The organism is Prevotella sp. S7-1-8, assembly GCF_000758925.1.
GTDB lineage: Bacteria > Bacteroidota > Bacteroidia > Bacteroidales > Bacteroidaceae > Prevotella.
On sequence record NZ_JRNC01000083.1, the window covers coordinates 1 to 551 of the forward strand.

Annotated in this window: 1 protein-coding gene; it reads right to left on the reverse strand. The window is 45.0% G+C overall.

Translation table 11 applies throughout. The features are described from left to right. Positions 1-38: 38 nt before the first annotated feature. Positions 39-473, reverse strand: a complete 435-nt coding sequence (locus tag HMPREF1640_RS11190) for a DUF3408 domain-containing protein (RefSeq protein WP_036894829.1) — start codon at positions 471-473, stop codon at positions 39-41. Between the last annotated feature and the right edge of the window lie 78 nt (positions 474-551).

The following is a 551-nucleotide window of genomic DNA, read 5'->3' on the forward strand; positions in this document are numbered from 1 at the left end:
TCCCTTTTCCCAAAAGTCCTCGGCCCTTTTCCTGTGATTTACAATCTCCTCCATTTCTCTATGTCTTCACCGTACTCCTCCAGATGGAGGCGCACGATGTTTTCCACGAAACTTGAAAGGTTGCTGCCCCTGTCGCCCAATCTACGCACGATGAAGTCGGCATGCTCCTGCGTTTCTCGGCTTAGATAGACCGCTTTTCGGTTGCTTAGTTTTGTTGGAACAAGGTAGGCCTGCTTGTAGGATTCGAGCGTTTCCTTTCTCATTTTGGCACTGATGCGTCTTTGAATAGTTGCACTCTCAGTGTTCCGTGCAGGCTCGGAGTGCATGGTATTCTCTGTGTCCTGCTTGTTTGTTCGTCTTTCTCTTTCAGGAACCGCAGTTGCTTCTTGTGAAGTAGATTCGTTCTCTGTTTCATCTTCCATACCCAAGAACCACGAAAGGTCTTTGTCATTCATCATTGTTTTCTTTTTCATTTCTCTATCTGATTTTATGTTTGACTTGTTTTGATTCCTTGTTTTGATTTTGGTCTGTAACCGACATGTGTGCCTGTT